The organism is Streptomyces sp. NPDC088254 (genome assembly GCF_044740925.1).
GTDB lineage: Bacteria > Actinomycetota > Actinomycetes > Streptomycetales > Streptomycetaceae > Streptomyces.
The window spans coordinates 360115-377102 of sequence record NZ_JBIURQ010000009.1 but is presented as its reverse complement, the minus strand read 5'-3'; the positions used below and the strand labels follow the sequence as shown (position 1 = coordinate 377102).

17 protein-coding genes and 1 riboswitch are annotated in these 16988 nt (G+C 72.1%); of the genes, 9 read left to right on the top strand and 8 right to left on the bottom strand.

Going from position 1 to position 16988, the window contains the following annotated elements:
- The first annotated feature begins 2 nt into the window (after positions 1-2).
- The 4 genes from ACIOC0_RS26755 to ACIOC0_RS26740 are packed head-to-tail and all read left to right on the top strand — an operon-like array spanning position 3 to position 3801.
- Positions 3-773: a lysophospholipid acyltransferase family protein gene (locus ACIOC0_RS26755; protein WP_402158122.1), complete on the top strand. Its 771-nt coding sequence runs from the start codon at positions 3-5 to the stop codon at positions 771-773.
- A gap of 27 nt (positions 774-800) precedes the next feature.
- Entirely contained in the window at positions 801-2039 is a 1239-nt protein-coding gene (macS, locus tag ACIOC0_RS26750) for a MacS family sensor histidine kinase (protein ID WP_402158121.1), read from the top strand.
- A complete protein-coding gene (locus ACIOC0_RS26745) occupies positions 2036-2713 on the top strand; it encodes a response regulator (protein ID WP_402158119.1) in 678 nt (225 codons plus the stop codon). The genes macS and ACIOC0_RS26745 overlap by 4 nt, the downstream gene beginning before the upstream one ends.
- Before the next feature lie 59 nt (positions 2714-2772).
- The gene (locus ACIOC0_RS26740; RefSeq protein WP_402158117.1) at positions 2773-3801 is read left to right on the top strand and encodes a 6-phosphofructokinase; all 1029 of its coding nucleotides are present in this window, start codon (positions 2773-2775) and stop codon (positions 3799-3801) included.
- 220 nt (positions 3802-4021) lie between these two features.
- Here ACIOC0_RS26740 and ACIOC0_RS26735 read toward each other — a convergent pair whose 3' ends face one another.
- Positions 4022-5929, bottom strand: coding sequence for an anthranilate synthase family protein (locus ACIOC0_RS26735; protein WP_402158116.1), 1908 nt, complete (start codon positions 5927-5929; stop codon positions 4022-4024).
- Between the two features lie 139 nt (positions 5930-6068).
- Positions 6069-6131, bottom strand: a complete 63-nt coding sequence (locus tag ACIOC0_RS26730) for a trp operon leader peptide (protein WP_351093427.1) — start codon at positions 6129-6131, stop codon at positions 6069-6071.
- 138 nt (positions 6132-6269) lie between these two features.
- On the opposite strand from ACIOC0_RS26730, the gene ACIOC0_RS26725 reads away from it, so the two are divergent.
- The 3 genes from ACIOC0_RS26725 (at position 6270) to ACIOC0_RS26715 (ending at position 9626) form a co-directional block, all read left to right on the top strand.
- Positions 6270-7763 (top strand): hypothetical protein, encoded by a 1494-nt coding sequence (locus ACIOC0_RS26725; protein ID WP_402158114.1) that lies wholly within the window; start codon positions 6270-6272, stop codon positions 7761-7763.
- A gap of 127 nt (positions 7764-7890) precedes the next feature.
- A complete protein-coding gene (locus ACIOC0_RS26720; protein ID WP_402158113.1) occupies positions 7891-9243 on the top strand; it encodes a class II 3-deoxy-7-phosphoheptulonate synthase in 1353 nt (450 codons plus the stop codon).
- Between the two features lie 155 nt (positions 9244-9398).
- On the top strand, positions 9399-9626 hold the full coding sequence (locus ACIOC0_RS26715; RefSeq protein WP_402158111.1) for a bacterioferritin-associated ferredoxin: 228 nt from the start codon (positions 9399-9401) through the stop codon (positions 9624-9626).
- A 27-nt stretch (positions 9627-9653) separates the two neighbouring features.
- Here the strand turns inward: ACIOC0_RS26715 and bfr are convergent, their stop codons facing one another.
- Positions 9654-10133, bottom strand: a complete 480-nt coding sequence (bfr, locus tag ACIOC0_RS26710) for a bacterioferritin (RefSeq protein WP_351093242.1) — start codon at positions 10131-10133, stop codon at positions 9654-9656.
- 174 nt (positions 10134-10307) lie between these two features.
- On the opposite strand from bfr, the gene ACIOC0_RS26705 reads away from it, so the two are divergent.
- Positions 10308-10940, top strand: coding sequence for a sulfite oxidase-like oxidoreductase (locus ACIOC0_RS26705; protein WP_130437189.1), 633 nt, complete (start codon positions 10308-10310; stop codon positions 10938-10940).
- A 67-nt stretch (positions 10941-11007) separates the two neighbouring features.
- Here ACIOC0_RS26705 and ACIOC0_RS26700 read toward each other — a convergent pair whose 3' ends face one another.
- The 5 genes from ACIOC0_RS26700 to thiO form a co-directional block, all read right to left on the bottom strand.
- A complete protein-coding gene (locus ACIOC0_RS26700) occupies positions 11008-11889 on the bottom strand; it encodes a deoxyribonuclease IV (protein WP_130437190.1) in 882 nt (293 codons plus the stop codon).
- Positions 11890-11923: 34 nt separating this feature from the next.
- The gene (gene pknB, locus ACIOC0_RS26695; protein ID WP_402158109.1) at positions 11924-13873 is read right to left on the bottom strand and encodes a Stk1 family PASTA domain-containing Ser/Thr kinase; all 1950 of its coding nucleotides are present in this window, start codon (positions 13871-13873) and stop codon (positions 11924-11926) included.
- Positions 13874-14299: 426 nt separating this feature from the next.
- Entirely contained in the window at positions 14300-15094 is a 795-nt protein-coding gene (locus ACIOC0_RS26690; protein ID WP_402158108.1) for a thiazole synthase, read from the bottom strand.
- Between the two features lie 3 nt (positions 15095-15097).
- Positions 15098-15298 carry a sulfur carrier protein ThiS gene (gene thiS, locus ACIOC0_RS26685; protein ID WP_351093235.1) on the bottom strand — a complete coding sequence of 67 codons (201 nt, stop codon included), beginning with the start codon at positions 15296-15298 and terminating at the stop codon, positions 15098-15100.
- Entirely contained in the window at positions 15295-16458 is a 1164-nt protein-coding gene (gene thiO, locus ACIOC0_RS26680; RefSeq protein WP_402158105.1) for a glycine oxidase ThiO, read from the bottom strand. The genes thiS and thiO overlap by 4 nt, the downstream gene beginning before the upstream one ends.
- Positions 16456-16567: riboswitch (TPP riboswitch) on the bottom strand. It overlaps the preceding gene by 3 nt.
- Before the next feature lie 52 nt (positions 16568-16619).
- Here thiO and ACIOC0_RS26675 point away from each other — a divergent pair.
- The gene (locus tag ACIOC0_RS26675; protein ID WP_402158103.1) at positions 16620-16970 is read left to right on the top strand and encodes a hypothetical protein; all 351 of its coding nucleotides are present in this window, start codon (positions 16620-16622) and stop codon (positions 16968-16970) included.
- Positions 16971-16988 lie beyond the last annotated feature (18 nt).

Sequence of the window (16988 nt, the reverse complement as noted above, 5' to 3'; positions counted from 1 at the left end):
CGATGAAGGTTTCCGTCGGGGGGCCGCTGAAGGTGGTCTTCAGGCCCTGGGTGGAGGGCCTGGAGAACGTTCCCGCCGAGGGCCCCGCGATCCTGGCGAGCAACCACCTCTCCTTCTCGGACTCGTTCTTCCTGCCCGCCGTCCTGGACCGCAAGGTCACCTTCATCGCCAAGGCCGAGTACTTCACGACGCCCGGGCTGAAGGGCCGGCTGACGGCGGCCTTCTTCAAGGGCGTCGGCCAGCTCCCCGTGGACCGCTCGGGCGCGAGGGGCGCGGGCGAGGCGGCGATCAAGAGCGGGATAGGGGTCCTGGAGCGCGGTGAGCTGTTCGGGATCTACCCGGAGGGCACCCGGTCGCCCGACGGCCGCCTCTACCGGGGCAAGCCCGGCGGCCTCGCGCGCGTGGCGCTCGCCACCGGCGCGCCCGTCATCCCGGTGGCCATGATCGACACGGAGAAGATCCAGCCGCCCGGCAAGGTGATGCCGAAGGTGATGCGGCCCGGCATCCGCATCGGCGAGCCGCTGGACTTCAGCCGCTACCACGGCATGGACCACGACCGCTTCGTGCTGCGCGCGGTGACGGACGAGGTCATGTACGAGATCATGAAGCTCTCCGGACAGGAGTACGTCGACATCTACGCGACGGCCGCCAAGCGGCAGATCGCGGAGGCGGCGAAGGCCGAGAAGGAGGCGGGCAAGGCCGCGAAGGCGGCCCTGGCCCGCGCGGAGAAGGAACAGGCGGAGAAGGAAAAGGCGGAGCGGTCGGGGCCCTAGACGGGGCCGGGCCGGGGGGTGGGGGACATGGCCAGACGCGAGGCAGTCATGCGGATGTCGGTCGAGCTGCCGCTGTGGCGCGCGCTCACCGCCTACCGGGTGCTGACGCTGCTGTACGCGCTCGGCCTGTTCGCCACCGCCTACGACGAGTTCGTCCGCCCCGGCATCGCCGTCGGCTACTACGCCGTGCTGAGCGTCTGGACGCTCGCCACCCTGCCCCGCGTCCAGAACGCCGCCGCCTGCACCAAGCCCTTCCTCGGCGTCGACCTCGCCATCGCCCTCACCGGCATCCTGCTCACCCCGCTCGCCGACACCCACCAGCGGATCGTCGAGGGCGGCCCCACCCTGCCGTCGATATGGACCGCCGGCTCGGTCCTCGCGTTCGCCGTCAAGGGCGGCTGGCGCTGGGCGGTGTTCGCCTCCACCCCCGTCGCCGTCGCCAACCTCGTCGAACGCGGCGCCCCGGCCCACGACACCGTGCACAACGTGATCCTCGTCTGGGTCGCCGCCATCGCCATCGGCTACGTCGTCGAGGTCGCCCGTGCCTCCGAGCGCACCCTCGCCCGCGCCCTGGAGATCGAGGCCGCGACCCGGGAACGGGAGCGGCTAGCCCGGGACATCCACGACAGCGTGCTCCAGGTGCTGGCCATGGTGCAGCGGCGCGGCGCGGTCATCGGCGGCGAGGCGGCCGAGCTGGGCCGGATGGCCGGCGAGCAGGAGGTGGCGCTGCGCACGCTGGTGTCCGGCGGGCTGGTGCCGGTCTCCCGGGTCTCGGAGGACGAGGCCGAGGGCGCCGTCGTACGGATCGTGGACGAGCCCGCCGGCGACGAGGACACCGGGCCTGTCGACCTGCGCACCCTGCTCGCTCCCTTCGCCGCCGCCCGGGTCGCCCTCGCCGAGCCCGGCGCCCCGGTGCTCCTCGCGCCGCCCGCCGGGCGGGAGGTGGCGGCGGCCGTCGGGGCCGCGCTGGACAACGTCCGACGGCACGCCGGGCCGGACGCGCGCGCGTGGATCCTGGTCGAGGACGAGCCCGACCAGGTGATCATCACCGTGCGGGACGACGGCCCCGGCATCCCGGAAGGACGGCTCGCGCAGGCCGAGGACGAGGGACGGCTCGGCGTGGCCCAGTCGATCCGGGGCCGGCTGCGCGACCTCGGCGGCAGCGCCGAACTGATCTCGACGCCCGGCCAGGGCACGGAGGTCGAACTGACGGTGCCGAAGGCGCCGCAGGGGAACATCGAGCCGGGGAAGGCAGGACGGCGATGAGCGACGTACAGGGCCCGATCAGGGTGATGGTGGTCGACGACCACCCGATGTGGCGGGACGCCGTCGCCCGGGACCTCACGGAGTCCGGCTTCGACGTGGTCGCCACCGCCGGCGACGGCGAGCAGGCGGTGCGCCGCGCCCGGGCCACCACACCGGACGTGCTCGTCCTGGACCTGAACCTGCCCGCCAAGCCGGGCGTGCAGGTCTGCAAGGAGGTCGTCGCCGCCAACCCGGCGCTGCGCGTCCTGGTGCTGTCCGCGAGCGGCGAGCACGCCGACGTGCTGGAGGCGGTGAAGTCCGGCGCGACCGGCTACCTGCTGAAGTCGGCGTCCACGGAGGAACTGGTGGACGCGGTGCAGCGCACCGTCGTCGGCGACCCGGTGTTCACCCCGGGCCTCGCCGGTCTCGTGCTCGGCGAGTACCGCCGCCTCGCCTCCGAGCCCGCGCCCGCCGCCGGCGCCGGCGAACCGGACGCACCCCGGCTCACCGACCGGGAGACCGAGGTGCTGCGCCTCGTCGCCAAGGGCCTGAGCTACAAGCAGATCGCCGAACGCCTCGTCATCTCCCACCGCACGGTCCAGAACCACGTGCAGAACACCCTCGGCAAGCTCCAGCTGCACAACCGCGTCGAACTCGTCCGGTACGCCATAGAGCGCGGCCTCGACGACGAGTGAGTCGCGCGCGACACTGACCCTTCGTCAGGCAGTCTCGGCTCACGGCGAGGGGACCCGTCATGCGCGTCGGAGTACTGACCGGGGGCGGCGACTGCCCCGGCCTCAACGCCGTCATCCGAGCCGTGGTCCGCAAGGGCGTCCAGGAACACGGCCATGAGTTCGTCGGCTACCGCGACGGCTGGCGGGGGCCGCTCGAAGGGGTGTCGGTCCCCCTCGGCATCCCGGCGGTGCGCGGCATCCTGCCCCGGGGCGGCACCGTCCTCGGCTCCTCGCGGACCAACCCCCTGCACGAGCAGGACGGCGTCCGCCGCATCCGCGACACCCTCGCCCGCGACGGGGTCGACGCCCTCGTCGCCATCGGCGGCGAGGACACGCTCGGCGTCGCCGCGCGCCTGGGCGAGAAGCACGGCGTGTCCTGCGTCGGCGTGCCGAAGACCATCGACAACGACCTGTCGGCCACCGACTACACCTTCGGCTTCCACACCGCGGTCGGCATCGCCACCGAGGCCATCGACCGCCTGCACACCACAGCCGAGTCGCACATGCGCGTCCTCGTCGTGGAGGTGATGGGCCGCCACGCCGGCTGGATCGCCCTGCACTCGGGCCTGGCCGGCGGCGCCAACGTCATCCTGATCCCCGAGCAGCCCTTCGACGTCGACCAGGTGTGCGCCTGGGTGACCTCCCGCTTCCGGTCCTCCTACGCGCCGATCGTGGTCGTCGCCGAGGGCGCGGTGCCCAGGGACGGCGGCATGGTCCTCAAGGACCGCTCGCTGGACCCCTTCGGGCATGTGCGGCTCTCCGGCGTCGGCGAGTGGCTGGCCCGTCGCATCGAGGAGCGCACCGGCAAGGAGGCCCGCACCACGGTCCTCGGACACGTGCAGCGCGGGGGCACGCCCAGCGCCTACGACCGCTGGCTCGCCACCCGGTTCGGCCTGCATGCCGTCGACGCCGTCCACGAACGGGACTTCGGCACGATGGTCGCCCTGCGGGGCACGGACATCGTCCGCGTCCCGCTCGCGGAGGCGACGGCCCGGCTCAAGACGGTGGATCCCGCACTGTACGCCGAGGCCGGTGTCTTCTTCGGGTAGGGCGTGTTTCGAAAGTCCCTCCCCCACTGCCTTGAGGACGTGGGAAGTACCCCCGGGCTCTCGGCGTCTGGCACGGCGCCTCGCCGCGTCGTCGGGATCGCCCGCGTGCAACCAGCACGCGGACGACCCTCCGCCTTGCGATGCTCCCCCACTGCCTGAAAGGCGTGGGAGGTGCCCCCAGCACCGGACGCCGCGAGCCCCGCCCTGCGGGCGGACGACGCTACTTTCGAAACACGCCCCAGCCGTTCTCACCCACCGCCTGACCGGCCGGCCGCAACGCCTCCATCAACTCCCCAACGATCGCCGATCCGTTGAGGGTCAGCACCGATTCCGGGTGGAACTGCACGCCCGCGAAGCCCGCGCCGCGCAGGGCGTGCACCTCGCCGTTGTCCGCCCGGCTCACCTCGACGCCGTGCGCGGTCAGCTCCTGCCGGGCGTCGTCGTCGCACCGCGCCACGAAGCTGTTGTAGAACCCGACGGTCTCCTCACGCCCGAAGAAGTCCACCGTCGTCTGAGCCCCCTGGTACGGGACCTCCTTGCGTACGATGTCCAGCCCCAGCTCCGCCGCGATCAGCTCGTGGCCCAGGCAGACGCCGAGGACCCCGTGCCGGTGCTCCCGGATCACCCGCGCGGTCAGCTCCCGCAGGAGCCGCATCTTCGGGTCGGCCAGATCGGACGGGTCGCCCGGGCCCGGACCCAGCACCACCGGGCCCTCGTGCGTGAGGACCGCCTCCCGCAGCCCCGGCTCGTCGTAGCGCCGGACCGACACCGTGAACCCGGCCGAGCGCAGCACGTGCGCGAGCATCGCCGTGAAGGTGTCCTCGCCGTCGACGACGAGCGCGTGAGAGCCGAGGTCCCGCGCCTGCTCCTGCATGCGCAGCCAGAACGGCGCCAGCGAGGCCCGCCGGCCGTCCAGCGCCGCCCGTACCCGGGGGTCGTCGGCCAGCCCGGCCCGTACGCCCTCCTCCCGCGGCCTGCCCGGCCGTACGCCGAGGGCCGCGAGCACGCCGGCCGCCTTGGCGTGCGTCTCCGCCACCTCGCCCGCCGGGTCCGAGCCGCGCACCAGCGTGGCCCCGACCGGCACCCGCAGCCGTCCGGACGCGTCGATGTCGGCGGTGCGGATGAGGATGGGGGAGTCGAGGGTCTGCGCCCCGCCCGAGTCCCGCCCGAGCAGCGCCAGCGCGCCCGCGTAGTAGCCGCGGGCGGTCCCGTCCCGCCCGAGGGGCTCGTGGCGTTCGATGACCCGGCAGGCGTTCTGCACCGGCGACCCGGTCACCGTCGCCGCGAACATCGTCTCCCTCAGCACCTCCCGCACGTCCAGGGAGGACCGGCCGCGCAGCTCGTACTCGGTGTGCGCGAGGTGCGCCATCTCCTTCAGCCGGGGCCCGACCACCACCCCGCCCATGTCGCCGACGGTGCACATCATCTTCAGCTCCTCGTCGACGACCATCGACAGCTCCTCGATCTCCTTGCCGTCGCCGAGGAAGTCCAGCAGACGCTCGGGGCTCGGCCCCTCGGCCGGATAGCGGTACGTCCCGCTGATCGGGTTCATCACGACCGTGCCGCCGGACATCCGCACGTGCACCTCGGGACTCGCGCCCACCAGCACCCGCTCCCCGGTGTGCACGACGAACGTCCAGTACGCGCCCCGCTCGCCCTCCAGCAGCCGCCGGAACAGAGCGAGCGCGTCGGCCCTGGAGAAGCCGGCGATCCGCCCCTCGAAGGTCCGCCGGATGACGAAGTTCGCGCCCTCGCCGCGTCCGATCTCGTCCCGCAGCACCCGCTCGACGATCCGCGCGTACTCCTCGTCGCCGACGTCGAAGGCGCCGCCTTCGACGCGCACCCCGTGCGCGGGCAGCTGCTCCAGGGCGACGGCGAGCGGGATCTCGTGGCGCTCCTCCGGGGTCAGGAAGGCCAGCGGGGTGCCGTCGTCGCGGACGTCGAAGCCGCGCTCGCGGATCTGGCGGAAGGGCACGAGCGCGAGGCCCTCGTCGGGCAGGTCGGCGAGACGTTCGTGGGTGGTGACCGGGCCGACGAGCAGCTCCACGGTCTGCTCGTCGTGGCCAGGGGCGCGCCGGCGCAGCAGCGCGAAGGGGCGGGAGTCGTGCGTCAGGTCCAGCAGATTCATGGTCCGTGGGTCCTCTCAGGTGCACCGGGTGAAGCGGGGGAGGGGGAGGCGGGAAGGTGCGGGGCCGGGAGGACGACCGGCGGGGAAAACGCCGAAGGCCGCCCTCGGGCGGCCTTCGCGACGTCGTGCGTACGCGCAGTCAGTGGGCCGCCGGATGAGCGGTCCACCACCAGTTCCGGGTGTGGGTCGAATGCGCGAACATGCGCCGCACCCTACCCCACGGGCCCCGCCGCGGCACGCGCTTCACTGCTTCGGATCCGGCCTATGATCACGTCTGCTTGACGTGTTCCAGACCAGAACCAAAGGGGTGGGTGTGTCTTTGACGAGCAGACTGAGGCCGTTGGCCTTCGTCGCCGCGGCGGCCGCGCTGTTCTCCGGCCTCACCGGGCCGGCCGCGACAGCCGTGGACCAGCCGACGATGACGAAACTGGCGCTCAGCGGCGACCGGTTCAAGATGACCGACACGAGCTACGTCGCCGCGACGAACAACCTCTACGCCAACCACCTCACGCAGCACGCCAGCCTGGAGCAGGTGCTCACCACCGACTACACGACCAACTCCTCCGGCGCGGCCGACCCCTGGATGAACCTGCGCTCGATGCGGGCCTGCGAGGGTAACGAGACCAAGGCGCTGCCGCCGGTCACCCGCAAGGTCTCCTGGTGCTGGTCGTCGGCCCACGGCGACGACGACACGGGCCGCTGGTGGCCGCAGGGCATGAGCAGCACGGGCACCGCCGACGGGGGCGACGGCGCCATCGACGGCAAGCGCGCCCTGGCGGTCGCCTGGCACTACAACACGTACGAACGCGACGCCGCCGCCGACACGACCGGCTGCCGCACCGACAACCTGCTCAAGCTGAGCCTCATCGACCGGGACACCGGCAAGTACCGGCACGTGCTGCTCGCCCAGCCCACCAGCACCTCGTCCGCCGCCTCGAACTTCACGTTCGTCACCGGCCACGCCGGCGGGATCGTCTGGTACTCCAACTACATCTACGTCACCGACACCACCGGCGGCATCCGCGTCTTCGACATGAAGAAGCTCGCCAAGGTCGACGTCTACGGCTCCGGCGTCAGCACGTCCGGCATCAACGGCGGCAGGTCCAGCGCCTGCGGCTACCCGTACGTGATGCCGCAGGTGCACTACTACAAGCAGGCCTCGGCGCCGCCCTCCGGCGCGTGCAGCGAGGACGCCGTGAACGGGGTGCCCGACGCGAACTCGCTGTGCTACTCGTGGCTCTCGCTCGACAAGACCGGCGGCGGCCCCTTCAAGCTGGTCACCGGCGAGTGGTTCGGCAAGGCCGACGGCGGACGCGTGGTGCGCTACCAGCTGAACCCGGCCGACTCCGCGACCTACCCGGGGCTGCTCAACCTCTCCGGCGGCAAGACGGTGATCCAGGACGCCTACGCCGCCTCCCGGTACCGGGGCCTCCAGGGCGGCATGACCTGGACGGACGACCAGGGTCTGCTGCACTTCGACTTCCACAAGGGCTGCGGCACGAAGCCCGCCGTCTTCTCGCACACCTGGGCCGGCGACACCCGCACCCCGACGGCCTGCACCAGCGGCGACCTCGCCACCGGGAACTGGGCGGTGGGCACCCCCCAGGCCCTCAGCTACTGGCCCAGGCTCGGCACGGATCCGGTGGACGAGCTGTGGGGCCTGACCGAGCACATCTGCCCGAGCGCGTCGCTCAAGGCGGCGTACCCGGAGGACTTCAAGCCGGCCACGGGCGCCGGCGACGCCTGTCTGAACTACAACGGCGCCGCATCGATGTCGCTGCGCACCGTCTTCGCCGTCGGCTTCACCGACCCGGCGGTGCAGAACCTGCACTGACGCCCTGCCGGACCGGGACGGTCCCCCGTTGCGGGGACCGTCCCGATCCGGCCGCGTCGGAGCGCGCTTCGTCTCATTTGTTGGGCATGGGGATGGACGCGCGGGGTGACCCCGTAGGGTTGAGTGCGTGACCGTGAACGCTAAGTCCAGCGCGAGCGCTGGCAACACCTGGCGAGACCTGCCCGCGGCGCAGCAGCCCGAGTACCCCGACACCGAGGCTCTGCGCGCAGTGATCGCGGACCTCGAGTCGTATCCGCCGCTCGTCTTCGCGGGCGAGTGCGACCAGCTGCGCGCCCGGATGGCGGCCGTCGCCAAGGGAGAGGCGTTCCTTCTCCAGGGCGGCGACTGCGCCGAGGCCTTCGACGCGGTGTCCGCCGACCACATCCGCAACAAGCTGAAGACGCTCCTGCAGATGGGCGCCGTGCTGACGTACGCCGCGTCCGTGCCCGTGGTGAAGGTCGGGCGGATCGCCGGCCAGTACTCCAAGCCGCGCTCCAAGCCCACCGAGACCCGTGACGGGGTGACCCTGCCCACCTACCGGGGCGACTCCGTCAACGGCTTCGACTTCACCGAGGCCGCCCGCGTCCCCGACCCGGAGCGGCTGAAGCGGATGTACCACGCCTCCGCCTCCACGCTGAACCTGGTGCGCGCCTTCACCACCGGCGGCTACGCCGACCTGCGCCAGGTGCACGCCTGGAACCAGGACTTCGTGCGCTCCTCCCCGTCCGGCCAGCGCTACGAGCAGCTCGCGCGCGAGATCGACAGCGCGCTGAACTTCATGCACGCCTGCGGGGTCGACCCGGAGGAGTTCAAGACCGTCGAGTTCTACTCCTCGCACGAGGCGCTGCTGCTCGACTACGAGTCCGCGCTCACCCGCGTCGACTCCCGCACCGGCCTGCTCTACGACGTCTCCGGGCACATGGTGTGGATCGGTGAGCGCACCCGGCAGCTGGACCACGCGCACATCGAGTTCGCCTCCAGGATCCGCAACCCGATCGGCATCAAGCTCGGCCCGACGACGACGGCCGAGGACGCGCTGCAGTACATCGAGCGACTCGACCCGGACCGGGAGCCGGGCCGGCTGACCTTCATCGTCCGCATGGGCGCCGACAAGGTCCGCGACAAGCTGCCCGAGCTGGTCGAGAAGGTCACCGCCTCGGGCGCGACCGTCGCCTGGGTGACCGACCCGATGCACGGCAACACCTTCGAGGCGGCCTCCGGGCACAAGACGCGCCGTTTCGACGACGTGCTCGACGAGGTCAAGGGCTTCTTCGAGGTCCACAAGGCGCTCGGCACCCACCCGGGCGGCATCCATGTGGAGCTGACCGGCGACGACGTCACCGAGTGCGTGGGCGGCGGTGACGAGATCTTCGTCGACGACCTGCACCAGCGCTACGAGACGGCCTGCGACCCGCGGCTCAACCGCAGCCAGTCGCTCGACCTGGCCTTCCTCGTCGCGGAGATGTACCGGGACCAGTAGTGATCCGCCCGTGACGGGCGGAGGGTGGGGCGCGGATCACATACGATCCGCGCCCCCTCCACTTTTGCGCCTCCTGAGCCCCGGGTAAGGTTAGGTTAGCCTCACCGATCAACGGGACGGCGACAGCAATCAATCCCGGCGGGAGGTGGATCCGCGTGTTCGTCTGCAGCTGCTTCCAGGTGACGGAAGCGCAGGTCCAGCAGCACGCGGAGAACGGCGCCTGCACCCCGCGCCAGATCGCCTCCGCCTGCAAGGCCGGCACGGACTGCGGGTCCTGTGTACGTCGTATCCAGGCGATCCTCGGCCGCGGCACCTGTCCGCGCCGGGAGCAGGCGGACCAGGGTGAGCAGGTGCTCACCGCCCGCCTCGACGAAGCGGCCTAGTACGTGCGCTAGCCCCGCGGCGGCGGCTCAGCTCTCCGGCTGCTCGATGAGCTGCGCGATGTAGAGCGCCTCGCCGAGCTTCTCCACCAGCTCCAGCTGGGTGTCGAGGTAGTCGATGTGGTGCTCCTCGTCCGCGAGGATCGACTCGAAGATGTTGGCGGACGTGATGTCGCCCTTCTCGCGCATCACCTGGATCCCGCGCCGGAGGCGGTCGATGGCCTCCACCTCGATCTGCCGGTCGGCCTCGAACATCTCCTTCACCGTCTGGCCCACGCGCACATGGAACAGCCGCTGGTAGTTCGGCAGGCCGTCCAGGAACAGGATGCGGTCGGTGAGCACCTCCGCGTGCTTCATCTCGTCGAACGATTCGTGCCGGGTGTACTTCGCGAGCCGCGTCCAGCCGAAGTTCTCCTGCATCTTCGCGTGCAGGAAGTACTGGTTGATCGCGGTGAGCTCGGCGGTGAGCTGTTCGTTCAGGAACTCGATGACCTCGGGGTCGCCCTGCATCGCGGGGCTCCTTCCACGTGGGGAATCAGGAGGTTGCCGCCGCATGATTTCACCGCTGGTCGAAGATCGTCCAGTAAGTGCGTACTTAGTAAGTTAGTCCAGGCTCAGTGCTGATTGCCCGTTTCCGCCCATGGCGGGTGAGGGGCGGTGTCCGGGGTCTGTCAGGATGGAGCCATGGGTCAGCCGGTGGAGCGGGAAACGGGAGAAGCAGCAGTGTCCGAGCTTCCGCCGGGGCAGCGACTGCAGCGGGGCTGGCCGGTCACCCACTACGGCCCGGTGCCCAAGTTCCGTCCGGAGCGCTGGGAGTTCAGCGTCTTCGGCGCCACCGCCGACGGAGGCAAGCGGAGCTGGAACCACGAGGAGTTCACGGCCCTCCCGCACACCACCGTCGTCGCCGACCTGCACTGCGTGACGAAGTTCAGCATGCTCGGCGCCGAATGGGGCGGGATCCCGGCCCGCACCATCCTGGACATCGCGCCGCCCGCCCCCGACGTCACCCATGTGATGGTGTGGGCGGAGTACGGCTTCAGCTCCAACCTGCGCCTGTCGGACTTCGCCTCCGACCGCACGATCTTCGCCACCCACAAGGACGGCGAACTCCTCACCGCCGAACACGGCTTCCCGCTCCGCCTGGTCGTCCCCCATCTGTACGCCTGGAAGGGCCCGAAGTGGGTCCGCGGCGTGGAGTACATGACCGCCGACCGCCGCGGCTTCTGGGAGGAGCGCGGCTACCACAACATCGGCGACCCGTGGCGGGAGCAGCGGTACTCCTACCAGGAGGAACCGGGGGAGGGACCGGAGCTGTAGCCGGCCCTCGGCCGTCCCGGAGTCCGTGGCCGGCTGCTCAGCCGTCCCGGAGTCCTTGGCCGGCTCCTCAGCCGTCCCGGAGTTTCTTCAGCCGCTCCACGTCCGCCGCGTGGCCTTCCTTGCCGCCGGGCGTCTCGATGACGAGCGGCACGCCGACGGTGGCCGGGTGGGTCATCAGGGCGCGGAACGGATCCTCGCCTATGTGGCCGGACCCGATGTTCTCGTGCCGGTCCTTGTGCGCGCCGACCACATCCTTGGAGTCGTTGGCGTGGATCAGCTTCAGCCGTCCCTCGCCGACGGTGTCCACCAGCAGATCGAGGGTCTGGTGCATACCGGACGGGCCGGTCAGATCGTGCCCGGCGGCGAAGACATGACAGGTGTCCAGGCAGACGCCGAGCTTGGGGTGGGCGTCCAGCGCCTCGAAGTACGGGCCGAAGTCCCAGGTCCGCGAGCACAGCGAGGAGCCCTGGCCGGCCGTGCCCTCCAGCAGCAGCCACGGGTCGTCGTCGTGCGTCAGCTCCTCCAGCAGCGGAAGCATGTGCTCCCGCACCTGCTTCAGCGCCACCGACCGGTCCCGTCCGCCCGTCGCGCTGCCCGTGTGCACGACCACGCCCAGCGCGCCGATCTCCCGCCCCCGGCGCAGCGAGTGCCGCAGCGACTCCACCGACCTCTCGACCGTCGCCTCGGTGTGCGAGCCGAAGTTGATCAAATACGGCGCGTGCACGTACGCCGGCGTCGACGTGGTCGCGCACGCCTCCCGGAACGCCTCGTCCTGCCGCGGGTTCCCGGCGGGGGTCGCCCAGCCGCGCGGGTTGGCGACGAAGACCTGGACCGCCTCGGCCTGCAGTTCGCGGGCGTAGGCCACCCCGACCGAGTGCAGGCCGCCGGCCACGGGGACATGGCCGCCGACGGGGTTGCGGGAGGGGAACGGTGACGCTTGAGGACTCACCCGCCCAGGGTGTCACGCCCCCGGGACCGCCAGGTCACCGGATGGTGATCGTGATGGTCGACCCCTTGGGCGCCGACTCCCCGGCCTCCACCGACTGCTCCTTCACGGTGTCCCCGAACAGCCCCAGCAGACCCCTGTCCTCCTTGACCCCGAACCCGGCCTGCTCCAGCTGCCGCTTGGCGTCGTCGACGCTGGAGCCGACCACGTCCGGGACCTCGACCATCTCCGGCCCCTTGGACAGCGTCAGCGTCACGGTGTCGCCCTCGGCGACCTGCTTCTCCGGCCCCGGCGACTGGGCGGCGACCTGGCCCTTGTCGTACTCGGAGTTGACCTGCCCGGCGGCGACCTTCACCTTCAGGCCGGCCTCCGCCAGCGCGGCCCGGGCGTCGGCCAGGCTGTCGCCGACGACCTCCGGGACGTCGACCGGGCTGCCCTTGCTGACGACGAGGGCGACCGCGGTCCCCGCACGGCGCTCGGTGCCCGCTTCGGGGTCGCTGCGGATGACGGCGCCCTTGGGGACGTCCTCGCTGAACTCCTGGGTGACCATGCCCGGTTCCAGGCTGTCGTCCTTCAGCTGGGCCTTGGCCCTGGCCAGCCGGAAGCCCTTCAGGTACGGCACCTTCACGGTCTCTGGCCCGTCGGACACGACGAGCGTCACCGTGTCGTTCTTGCGGATGCGGGCCCCCGGTCCGGGGTCGGTGGAGATGACCGTGCCGCGGGCGACCGTGTCGCTGAACTCGTGCTTCGTGGTGCCGGCCTCCAGCCCGGCCGCCTCCAGCCGCTGCCTGGCCCGCTCCTCGGTCTGGGTCAGCACCGCCGGGACCTTGGTGAACTGCCCGGAGTTGATGTACCAGACGCCCGCGCCGACGCCGAGGACCAGCAGGACCAGGGTGACGATCGCCACCGTCCGGCCCCTGGGCGGCAGCGACCGGCGCTGCGGCGGCAGCGGAGGCGGGCTGCGGAACCGGGACGTCCGGTCGAGCCCGTCGCCGCCTCCGCCGGCCTGGGCGGCCGGGTCGTTCTCGCCGACGGGCAGGGGCCTGGGGACCGTGAGGGAGCGCGGGATCACGCTCGTGCGGTCCTCGGCGTTGTCGTGCTCCGCGGACAGGGCCTGCGGGGGCGAGGCGTCCAGCTGCTCCTCGGTGAGCGCGGCGCGCGCCGCGCGGGTCTGGGAGAGCAGCGCCACGGCGTCGTACGGGCGCACGTCCGCGTTGCGGGCGGTCGCCGAGGCGACCAGCTCGTCCAGCGCGTAGGCCAGACCCGGAACGACGGCCGAGGGCGGGGGCACGTCGTCATGGAGATGCTTGTACAGCACGACGGCGGGGGTGCCGCCCTCGTGCGGCTTGTCGCCGGTGAGCATCTCGTACAGCACGATGCCGCACGCGTACACGTCCACGCGCGCGTCGGCCGTGCCGTGCTCGATCTGCTCGGGCGCCAGGTAGGACACGGTGCCGAGGACGGCGCCGGTGGTGCTGGTGACGGTGTCCACGGAGCGCACGAGACCGAAGTCGGCGACCTTGACCCGTCCGTCGTCCCCTATGAGCACGTTCTCGGGCTTCATGTCCCGGTGCACGAACCCGGCCCGGTGCGCTGCGCCGAGCGCGGCGAGCACGGGCTCCAGGATGTCCAGCGCGGCCCTCGGCTGGAGCGCGCCCCGGTCGCGCAGCACATCGCGCAGCGTGCAGCCGGCGATGTACTCCATGGCGAGGTACACGTACGCCCCGTCCGTCCCCTGGTCGAACACCTGGACGACGTTGGGGTGGGCGAGCCGGGCGACGGACTTGGCCTCCCGGATGAAACGCTCGACGAAGGAGGCGTCGCTCGCGAGGGCCGGATGCATCACCTTGAGTGCGAGCACGCGGTCGAGGCGGGTGTCCACGGCCCGGTAGACCGTGGCCATCCCGCCGACCGCGATCCGCGCCTCGACGCGATAGCGCCCGTCGAGCACCTGCCCGACGAGAGGGTCCTGAAGGGTCGTGTCCACGCAGCGAGTCTACGAGCCCCCACCGACACCCCCACCCCACCCACCACCGCACTGCAGCGGACCTGTGACGCACCCCATGCCCCCGGGACGGAAAGCCCCCGACGGCGCCCAGCCCCCGGGCCCCCACCGACTCCCGCCCCGAGACGAAACCCCGCCGATGGCGCTCGGCCCTCCGGGCCACGTCCGCCTCCCGCCCCGAGACGGAGAGCCCCACGTCCGCCTCCCGCCCCGAGACGGAGAGCCCCACGTCCGCCTCCCGCCCCGAGACGGAGAGCCCCGACGGCGCTCGCCCCCGGGCGCCCCGCCTCCGCCCGGGGACGGAACGCCGCCGACGGCGCTCAGCCCCCACGGGCGACGTTCACCTTTCTCCTGACGGTGAACGGGCGGTGCGCGGGTGGGAGAGAGGAAACGGGACCGTCCCCACGGTCAGAACGCAGGACGCTCAGGGTCCAGCGAGGCCAACCCCTCCGCAGGAGAAGACGCCGCAGCGAAGTACCGCCGGGGAATGCGCCCCGCCAGCCGCGCCAACCGCCCCGCCTCCACCCCCGCCCGCATCGCGCGAGCCATCCGCTCGGGATCCGCCGCACGCGTCACCGCCGACGCCAGCATCACCCCCGCACAACCCAGCTCCATCGCCAGCGCCACATCCGACGCCGTACCCGCCCCCGCGTCCAGAATCACCGGCACCCCCGCGTGCTCCACGATCAGCTGGAAGTTGTGCGGATTGCGGATCCCGAGCCCGGACCCGATCGGTGACCCCAGCGGCATCACCGCCGCGCACCCCACGTCCTCCAGCTTCCGCGCCAGCACCGGATCGTCGTTCGTGTAAGGCAGCACCGTGAACCCGTCGTCGACCAGTGTCTCCGCCGCGTCGAGCAGCTCCACCGGATCCGGCAGCAGCGTCCGCTCGTCCGCGATGACCTCCAGCTTCACCAGGTCCGTCCCGAGCGCCTCCCGCGCCAGCCGCGCCGTCAGCACCGCCTCCCCGGCCGTGTAGCACCCCGCCGTGTTCGGCAGCACCCGTATCCCGAGCCGGTCGAGCACCGACAGCACCGACCCGTGCACCGAGGGGTCCACCCGGCGCATGGCGACCGTCGTCAGCTCGGTCCCGGACGCGATCAGCGCCCGCTCCAGCACCTCCAGGCTGGGCGCACCGCCCGTGCCCATGATCAGCCGGGACGACAGCGTCGCAGCGCCGAGGACGAGGGGATCGTCAGCCATGGCTCAGCCTCCCTGGACGGCCGTGAGGACTTCCACCCGGTCCCCCTCGGCGAGGGCCGTGGCGGACCACCGCGCGCGCGGGACGACGGTCTCGTTCAGCGCGGCGGCCACCCCGGAGGGCGCCGCCGTCAGGGACCGTACGACGGCGTCGAGCGCGGTGCCGGCGGCGACCTCCCGCCGCTCACCGTTGACGTGGATGTTCATGCGGGCTGCTCCGAGAGTGCGGCGGCGCCGAAGCGCCGGGGTGTGAACGGGCGGGCCAGGTCGGGAAGTTCACCCGTGGTCAGGACGTGCGCCAGCACGTCCCCGGTCACCGGCGTGAGCAGCACGCCGTTGCGGTGGTGACCGGTGGCCAGCAGCAGCCCGTCCAGGCCGCTCGGCCCGAGCAGGGGCGCGTTGTCCGGCGACGCGGGACGCAGCCCCGCGCGCGTCTCCGTCAGGGGCAGTTCACTGATCCCGGGGATCAGCTCATGGGCGTCGCGCAGCAGCTCGTAGACGCCGCCCGCCGTCACCGTCGTGTCCCAGCCCAGCTCCTCGCTCGTCGCGCCGACGACCAGCTCGCCGTTCTCCCGCGGCACCAGATAGACGTCGCTGCCGCGCACCACGGCCCGTACCGTGCGGCTCAGGAACGGCGCGTACCGGGGCGGCACGGTCAGCCGCAGCACCTGCCCCTTCACCGGCCGCACCGGCGGCAGCAGCTCCCGCGGCACGCCCGCGAGCCGCCCGCTCAGACTTCCGCCCGCGAGCACCACCTGCCCCGCCTTCAGCGCCGTCCCGTCGTCCGTGACGACCCCGTCGGCCCGGCCGCCCCCCACGGACAGCCGCTCGGCCCAGCGGCGGTGGAAGACCACGCCCGCCCGCTCGCACGCGGCCACCAGCGCCCCCGCGAGCCGCCGCGGGTCGATCTGGTGGTCGCCGTCCACGCGCAGCCCGCCGCGCACGCCCGGGGCGAGCATCGGCTCCAGGCGCCGGCACTCGCGCCCCGACAGCCACTGTGACGTGAGCCCCGACTGCTGTTGCAGGGCGTGCAGTTCCCGCAGATGGGCCCGGTCGTCGGCGTCCAGCGCCACCGCGAGGGTGCCCGAGCGCCGATAGCCGAGGTCGTGCCCGGTGAGGTCGCTCAGCTCGGCCGCGAACTCCGGGTAGCGGCGCGCCGATTCCACGTTCAGGCCGAGCAGCGTCTGCTCGCCGTGGTGCAGTTCGGTGACGGCGGCCAGCATCCCGGCCGCCACCCGCGCGGCCCCGCCGCCCGGATCGGGATCCACCACCGCCGTGACCAGACCGCGCTGCGCGGCCCGCCACGCCGTGACCAGACCGATGATTCCGCCCCCGACGACGAGGACGTCTGACGTACGTGCGGACATGGGCGTCCAGCCCCTCCCTTCGCCGGCATGACCCGGATCAGGTTCGTACGGTCGGAGGCCGCCAGCCTCCCTCTCAGCCCGGTGCGTCCGGGCTCCCGCGAGTGCTCTAGGTTGGCCACCCTAGCCCGGCCCCGCATGTCTCAGTAAGGGAGTCCCACCCCGTGCCGCCCTCGCTCGACGGTCTCGTCCTCGCCCCCGTCGCCGACCAGGCCCCCGGCCAGGTCGGCACCCGCACCCGCTTTACGTACCACGAGCGCGACGGTGTGATCTGGGCCGACTACGCGGGCGGCGACGTCGTGAGAGGGCATCTGGTGGGTACCCGTGCCGGGGACCTGCTCGACTTCCGGTACGTACAGCTCAAGCAGGACGGGACGACGTCCTCGGGGCACTGCGTGTCGACGGTGGTGGAGCTGGCCGACGGCCGGGTCCGCCTCGACGAGACATGGGAGTGGGAGTCGCAGCCCGGCAGCGGGACGAGCGTTGTGGAGCAGGTCACGGAGCACGACGGCTGACTGACAATCCGTCAGTTG

Bases quoted from the DNA above. Each gene is read 5' to 3' on its own strand.
- ACIOC0_RS26690 (WP_402158108.1), bottom strand. From the start codon at position 15,094: ATGGCTGACGATCCCCTCGTCCTCGGCGCTGCGACGCTGTCGTCCCGG.
- ACIOC0_RS26740 (WP_402158117.1), top strand. From the start codon at position 2,773: ATGCGCGTCGGAGTACTGACCGGGGGCGGCGACTGCCCCGGCCTCAAC.
- ACIOC0_RS26745 (WP_402158119.1), top strand. From the start codon at position 2,036: ATGAGCGACGTACAGGGCCCGATCAGGGTGATGGTGGTCGACGACCAC.
- thiO (WP_402158105.1), bottom strand. From the start codon at position 16,458: ATGTCCGCACGTACGTCAGACGTCCTCGTCGTCGGGGGCGGAATCATC.
- macS (WP_402158121.1), top strand. From the start codon at position 801: ATGGCCAGACGCGAGGCAGTCATGCGGATGTCGGTCGAGCTGCCGCTG.
- ACIOC0_RS26755 (WP_402158122.1), top strand. From the start codon at position 3: ATGAAGGTTTCCGTCGGGGGGCCGCTGAAGGTGGTCTTCAGGCCCTGG.
- bfr (WP_351093242.1), bottom strand. From the start codon at position 10,133: ATGCAGGGCGACCCCGAGGTCATCGAGTTCCTGAACGAACAGCTCACC.
- thiS (WP_351093235.1), bottom strand. From the start codon at position 15,298: ATGAACATCCACGTCAACGGTGAGCGGCGGGAGGTCGCCGCCGGCACC.
- ACIOC0_RS26705 (WP_130437189.1), top strand. From the start codon at position 10,308: ATGGGTCAGCCGGTGGAGCGGGAAACGGGAGAAGCAGCAGTGTCCGAG.
- ACIOC0_RS26735 (WP_402158116.1), bottom strand. From the start codon at position 5,929: ATGAATCTGCTGGACCTGACGCACGACTCCCGCCCCTTCGCGCTGCTG.